Below are 6,014 nucleotides of genomic sequence, written 5' to 3'. Positions count from 1 at the left end.
GGGAGCGAGAAACCAGACGACCGCGTAGGCGCCGCCGACAACGAGATACAGCGCGCCGATAGCGGCCAGCCACCGCCCGGTGACCGCCTCGCCACGGGTTCGGGGGATCGCGAGGTGGTCGATCGCACCGTGGGGCAATCCTAACACGAGGGCGCTGATCACGAGCGGGAGCAACTGATACACCAGCGGGACGGAGACGCCGGCCGCAAAGATGAGCGTCGTGATGGCGACGACGACCCAACCGGGCACAAAGGCGAGCCGCGAGAGAGCCCCTCGCGTTTCGGCCGGGGTGCGACGGGCGTGTCCGGTCGGGCGGTCGGGAAGTGATTCGGGCACAGGGCTCGTTTGGACCGGCGATCACGTAGTGGTTCGGTCGGGGTCGTCGGTCCGCGGCTCGTCGGCGTCAGTTGCGGCGACCGGCGAGTCGGGAGACGGGAGCAGCCCCCTGAGAGCGGACGGGACGGCCCGGCGGACGTCGGAGGCGACCGTCGGCCACTGATCGACGAGCCACAGGTACAACACCAGTCCTTGGACGATAAACACGTTCGTGATGAGGAAGAACACCGCCTCCTCGATCGGCAGGCCGAAGGGTGCGATCCCGAGCGTGTGGGTATCCGAAAGGATCCAGAGGCCGTTCGTGATGGCGAACCGATCGAGTACCCACAGGTAGGCGGTCGGAGCGCCGATACCGGCGACGACGGCCCGCCAAGCCCGAAACAGGTGCGGCCACCCGAATGCCCACTGGATAGCGAGGACGGGGCTGGCCCACGTGAGGATTGCTCCCAGATACAGCGTTGAGGGACCCGAAAGGAGCAGGCCGACCCCGAGGGCGGCGACAGCGGCCCCGGCTGCAAGGCCGAGGAGGCGCGTCCGGATGGACAGCCGGAGGTCCCCGTCGGTCGGGATCTCAAGATTGTAGAGCCACAGCGCAACCAGGATCGGCTGGAGGAAGAAAAACAGGTACTCGCCGATCGGGATGGCGTAGACGGAGGCCGAGACGACGCCGTCACCGTAGCTCCAAACACCCAATTCGATGAGGAAAGCATCCCAGGGCGTCGTGTAACCGACCGCCAACGCGACGATCACCCCGAGGCCGATGAACGGAACCCGCCCCCACACCGCGGCGGGTCGGAGGTAGGCCGCGGCGACGACTAAAACCACCGGTGGCAGGATGAACAGAAGGTGAAACCCGAGGTACGTCGTCGGGGTCATCGTTCCCTCAGTCCGGCCGTTCCGGCTGACTCCTCGGGGCGCGGCGTCGGCAGGAACGTTCGGAGCGTCGGATTAACGACCATGGTATGTTGTTCGCTCGGGACGTATAAATTGACGCCGCCCGACTAGTTGGGCTGTGGTGTGGGTTCGATCTCCTCGAAGAGTTCCCCCATGATCTTTGATTGGGCGGCTCGGAGATGCTGGTGGAACGTCGATCGGGTGATGCCCATCGAGTCGGCTATCGACTCGCCGGAGACCGGCCGGGGCCACTCGAAGTAGTCGCTCAGGTAGGCTTTTTGAACGGTTTCGAGCTGCCTGTCGGTGAGTTCGTCCCGGAGTGATTCGATGAGCTCCGTTCGGGAGTTCGGGTCCCGCTCCCGGCGCCGCTGGGCGGCCAACGAGAGACCGCCGTAGCGGTCGATGACAGTCTCGACGACCATGTTCGGGTTGACTGTTCGGGGAACCTCGACGCGGAGTTCGGCTCTGTCACCGTCGGCCGTCAGCCCTCGGATCGAACCGTTGTTATCGAGCACCGTACGAACGATCGATTCCCCGGCCGGAATTATCTCTAGGAGACACGCGTCGTCATAGGGGGCGACGGTGCGAACCTCCGGCGGGTCCGCAAGCGTCTTTGCCGCCTCCTCGATGGCCTCGGCGTTGACCCCGGAGGCGAGAACCGAGAGGACGAACTTGCCGTCGCTCCGTGAGACCGCGCCTCGATACGTGATTTCACAGCCCGCGCGGTCAGCCAACTCGGCGACGACGGGGGCTGGGGAGCTACCGGTGAACGTCAACTCGATGTACTCGTCGGTCGCCAACAGTCGCTGGTTCTGGAGGGCGTTGATACCGGTACCGATCACGCGCCCAAGCGCCTCGAACACCGCGGTTTCGTGGTCGTCGAGCGAGCCGGCCCGGGAGGCGTAGACCACCAAGACGCCATAGTCGGCGTCGCGATACCGCAAGGGGATCGACGCGACGCCGCCGTCAGGAGGTGCGAAGCGATGGTGCGGGGAATCGGGGGCGAGTGACTCGGTCTGGGCGACGGTCACAGTACCGGTTCGGACGGCCTCGTTGACGGGATCTTCGGGGGCGTCAGCCGGAATAAAGAGTTCGTCGACCCCGCCACAACCGGCCCGCTCGCCGGCGACGATCCGGTCGCTCGTCGCCTGACGGGTGCCGAACCACACGGCTTCGTAGTCGTTGGTCTCGAGGACCGCCTTACAGACGCGCTCTTCGAGTTCCGCTCTGGAGGTGCTTTCGACCGTCGCGGCGGTCACGCGCTGCATGATGCCGTCGATTCGAGCCAACAGGCGCTCTCTGGCCCGTCGGTCGGCGCGGAGTTCTTCGGCCTGCCGCCGCGAGCGAAGTTCGACTTCCTTTCGTTCCGTGATATCGGTCTGGAACCCCAGATAGTGCGTGAGGTCGCCGTCCTCATCGTGGACGGGGGCGACGCTCAATTGGTTCCAGAAGGGCTCGCCGTTTTTACGGTAGTTGAGTATCTCCACGGAGATGGAGCGCTGGTCGTCGACGGCCCGCCGGATGTGCTCGACCGTCTCGGGGTCGGTGCCCTCACCTTGGAGGAATCGGCAGTTCCGGCCGAGGACCTCGTAGGTGTCGTAGCCGGTGAGGCGCTCAAACGCCTCGTTGACGTAGATCAGCGGCTCGTCGGGTTCGTTCGGGTCCGCGACTGTGATTCCGACCGGAGCCTCGTCCATCGCCAACTCGGCGAGTTTCAGGTTGGCGGCCGTTGGATCGGACTCCTCGACCGTCTCCGAGACGTGGTTTCGGCGGGCCTGCTCGACGACCCGGTCGATGATCCCGTCCTCGGCCGGGTCGTCGCTGGCAGCGACGTAGGCGGTCACGTCGGCGTCGATGGCCGTCTCAGCGACGCCCTCGTCGCCGTCGGCCGTATAGAGGACGACCGGCAGCGCCGGAAACGACTCTCGGATCGAATCGAGGAGGTCGATCCCGTCGCGCTCGCCGAGCGCATAGTCAGTAACGACACAGTCCGCGCCACCCCGTGTGAGGGTCTCGAGAGCGTCGTCGACGCCTGAGGCCGTCGTCGTCTCGACGATTTCCTCGGGGAACGCCTCCAAAACGGCAGGACGGGAGGGCGCCGCACCAACCAAGAGCACGTCGAATGCGAGCATTGATACACATATAGAGCCCGGTGGTAAAAAGGGCCCCGCCGGGCGCGTCGGTCACCGAGACAGGTTGAGGGAAGCACTTGGCGGGACACAGCGGAGAGATTCATACGCATTGCGCCGATATAGCATCGACAACCGCCGGCCCGGTCCGGCAGTCGTTGGTGGCCGATTGTAACAGTCCGTCTCAGCGGTCGCCACCGATGACGACGACCGGAACCGGTGCGGTCTCTAAAAGCTGTTCGGCCGTACTTCCGAGAACAAGGCGTTTGAACCCCGACCGGCCGGTCGCGCCGACGACGACCACGTCCGCCCCAACCTCGTCGATCACTTCGAGGACGCACTCATACGGCGGCCCCTCAACGACGGTCGTACGACACTCGATACCAGCCTCGGTAGCGGCCTCAGCAGCGTGTTCGACGGCGGCCTCGGCGTCCGCCCTGAGATTCGCCTGGACCTCCTCTGGATCGATGATGGCGTTGTCATAGGCGGTTCGGGTCTCGACGACCGAAACCACGTGGAGCGTCGCCCCCGTCGAGGCGGCGAGTTCGAGGGCGTGATCAAGTGCGGCCTCGGCGTCGTCGCTATCGTCGGTCGCAAACAGGATCGTCCCGTACATAGCCGTCGGTAGACCGTCCGGCGGCATAAACCCGGACGTCGGCGAGGTACGGATGTCGAGAAGATCGAAGCCCGGTGACTGCCGCAAACGCGCCTCAACGATCGGAAGCGGGGCCCGCGTCCGGATCGACCGTGCGCGCCGCGACCGACTCAAGCAGTTCGGCGAGGCGATCGGCCGCCGCCGCGAGAAGCTCGGCACCGAGGTCGCCGTCGCCGTCACGGGGGTCGCCGACGACGCCGCTATCGGTGAACGAGTCGGAGTCATGGGCGAGGTTGGTGCCCGCGACCCACTCGCCCCATCCCTCAGCCGCCCCCGCAGCGGCGGCCTCAAGACGGTCCTCACGGATCAACTCGGGGGCGAGCTGCCGGATCACCGCCGTCTCGGCCGGACCGGCGTGGCCAAAGGCGTCGAAGTCGACGGCATCGAACCAGGTGTAGCCGACGGCGTAGGCGTCGCCGTCTCGACTCACCCGCCCGCAGAGTTCGCGGATCGCGTCGGTGTTACCGCCGTGGCCGTTGACGACGACGACCCGGTCGAAGCCGCTCTCAGCGAGGCTCTCGAGCGTCTCGCGGACGTACGATCGAAACGTGTCCGGCGAGACCCAAAGCGTTCCGTCGAAGCCGCGGTGTTCCTCCGCGATCCCGACCGGGATCGTCGGGGCGATGACCGGGCGCTCTCCGGCTGATTCGGCGTATCGGTCCGCCCCCGCGTCGGCGATCGCGGTGGCGGTCATCGAGTCGACGCCCAAGGGTGCGTGTGGGCCGTGCTGTTCGGTGCTGCCGACAGGCAAAAGCGCGAGATCGGTGTCGGCGTCTTGAGCGTCGGTCCACGTCGACTCGGCGAGTCGCATCCGGGTGCTTTACGCGATCAGCAGATCCTCGCCGCGCTCAACACGAACCGTACACGGCGGGGAGATCTTGTTGTACGCGCGCCGGAGGGCGTCCTTTGCGGTCTCGGCATCTTGAGGGTTACACCAGATAGTGAAAAGACGCTCACCCTGGGCGATCCGGGCGGCCGTACCGACGATCTTGCCGAACGACTGGCGCATCCCGTCGGAGACACGGTCGGCGCCAGCGCCGGTCGCCTGTTTGTTCTCTCGGATGACTTGGTGGGGGAACTTCCGGAGGATCATCTTGTAGTCGCCGCCCTCGCCGAGTTCCTTGAGCATACGACGGTTCGCCGAGAGCCGGGATGACTCAAGCGAGCCGTGGCGGATCTGGACCTCCTCGTCGACGAGGAGGCTGATCTGGACATCGTAGTCGTCGGGCTCGGCATCGAAGTTACCCATCTTGTACTGGGCCACCTTCGAGCCGGGGATACCCGTGATGTACTCCCGTCGGGTGTAGGAGGGCTTGTCGATGTTTCGGTACATCGATGCCGGCTTGTCACTCATAGTACGTCATCTGAGGGTCAGTTCGGTAATAAAGGCGTCGAAGCGACAGTCGAACGGGGCGACGTATCGGTCGGGAACGCGACGCTCGGGGTCGAGGCTCGGGCCGGGTTGGGCGTGGCCGTTCAGCCCACGGCGCAGTTGCACCACCGGGCTTGTGGGACCGTCTCGTTCCGGACTCACGGCTCGCTGTCGACGAACGTCTCCGCGAACTCGGCGGTTGCCCGGCGGAGCCGGTAGGGGGCGGTCGAGCGCGGAAGATCGAGTCTCCCGGCGAGTTCCTCGATGGTCACCGCACGCAGGGGTTAGAACTATTTGCGTTCAGCAACTCCGCTCCCGTCTCACCGATGTTGTGATCGACGCAACGCGGCGCGAGCGACCCCGCGGTACCCCCGCGCCGGTCGCATCTTCCGCCGGATCATATAAACCCCGCCACCCGAATTATTTATAAACCCCACTCTGTATCCCCGCAGGTCCGGGTCGATCAATCGAGCGCCAGGGCCAAGTGAACTGTTATCATAGCCTCGCTGTCTGCGTATTTCGGTCGGTTAGGGGGTCGATCGGCGACGAACGACCGGCGACCGATATCAGCTACATTTATATAGAACCGTCAACAATCATTCGGATGACTATGAGTCAACAACAACGA

General features: G+C 65.2%; 7 protein-coding genes. All 7 read right to left on the bottom strand.

Annotation, left to right across the window (positions count from 1 at the left end; all coding sequences use genetic code 11):
• The coding region (locus ACI944_RS10550; protein WP_411719010.1) for a Brp/Blh family beta-carotene 15,15'-dioxygenase at window positions 1-336 on the bottom strand (336 nt) is incomplete at its 3' end.
• A 21-nt stretch (window positions 337-357) separates the two neighbouring features.
• On the bottom strand, window positions 358-1,212 hold the full coding sequence (locus ACI944_RS10545; protein ID WP_411719009.1) for a lycopene cyclase domain-containing protein: 855 nt from the start codon (window positions 1,210-1,212) through the stop codon (window positions 358-360).
• A 125-nt stretch (window positions 1,213-1,337) separates the two neighbouring features.
• Window positions 1,338-3,362: a bacterio-opsin activator domain-containing protein gene (locus ACI944_RS10540; RefSeq protein WP_411719008.1), complete on the bottom strand. Its 2,025-nt coding sequence runs from the start codon at window positions 3,360-3,362 to the stop codon at window positions 1,338-1,340.
• Between the two features lie 181 nt (window positions 3,363-3,543).
• Window positions 3,544-3,975, bottom strand: coding sequence for a universal stress protein (locus tag ACI944_RS10535; protein WP_411719007.1), 432 nt, complete (start codon window positions 3,973-3,975; stop codon window positions 3,544-3,546).
• Between the two features lie 94 nt (window positions 3,976-4,069).
• Window positions 4,070-4,825, bottom strand: a complete 756-nt coding sequence (locus tag ACI944_RS10530; protein WP_411719006.1) for a creatininase family protein — start codon at window positions 4,823-4,825, stop codon at window positions 4,070-4,072.
• Window positions 4,826-4,834: 9 nt separating this feature from the next.
• A complete protein-coding gene (locus ACI944_RS10525) occupies window positions 4,835-5,368 on the bottom strand; it encodes a 50S ribosomal protein L16 (RefSeq protein ID WP_411719005.1) in 534 nt (177 codons plus the stop codon).
• Window positions 5,369-5,374: 6 nt separating this feature from the next.
• Window positions 5,375-5,548, bottom strand: a complete 174-nt coding sequence (locus tag ACI944_RS10520; RefSeq protein WP_411719004.1) for a hypothetical protein — start codon at window positions 5,546-5,548, stop codon at window positions 5,375-5,377.
• Between the last annotated feature and the right edge of the window lie 466 nt (window positions 5,549-6,014).

The organism is Natronomonas sp., assembly GCF_046710025.1.
GTDB lineage: Archaea > Halobacteriota > Halobacteria > Halobacteriales > Haloarculaceae > Natronomonas.
Note: the sequence above shows the minus strand (reverse complement) of the source record. Positions and strands in the feature narration are given on the sequence as shown.

Bases quoted from the DNA above. Each gene is read 5' to 3' on its own strand.
- ACI944_RS10535 (WP_411719007.1), bottom strand. From the start codon at position 3,975: ATGTACGGGACGATCCTGTTTGCGACCGACGATAGCGACGACGCCGAG.
- ACI944_RS10530 (WP_411719006.1), bottom strand. From the start codon at position 4,825: ATGCGACTCGCCGAGTCGACGTGGACCGACGCTCAAGACGCCGACACC.
- ACI944_RS10525 (WP_411719005.1), bottom strand. From the start codon at position 5,368: ATGAGTGACAAGCCGGCATCGATGTACCGAAACATCGACAAGCCCTCC.
- ACI944_RS10545 (WP_411719009.1), bottom strand. From the start codon at position 1,212: ATGACCCCGACGACGTACCTCGGGTTTCACCTTCTGTTCATCCTGCCA.
- ACI944_RS10540 (WP_411719008.1), bottom strand. From the start codon at position 3,362: ATGCTCGCATTCGACGTGCTCTTGGTTGGTGCGGCGCCCTCCCGTCCT.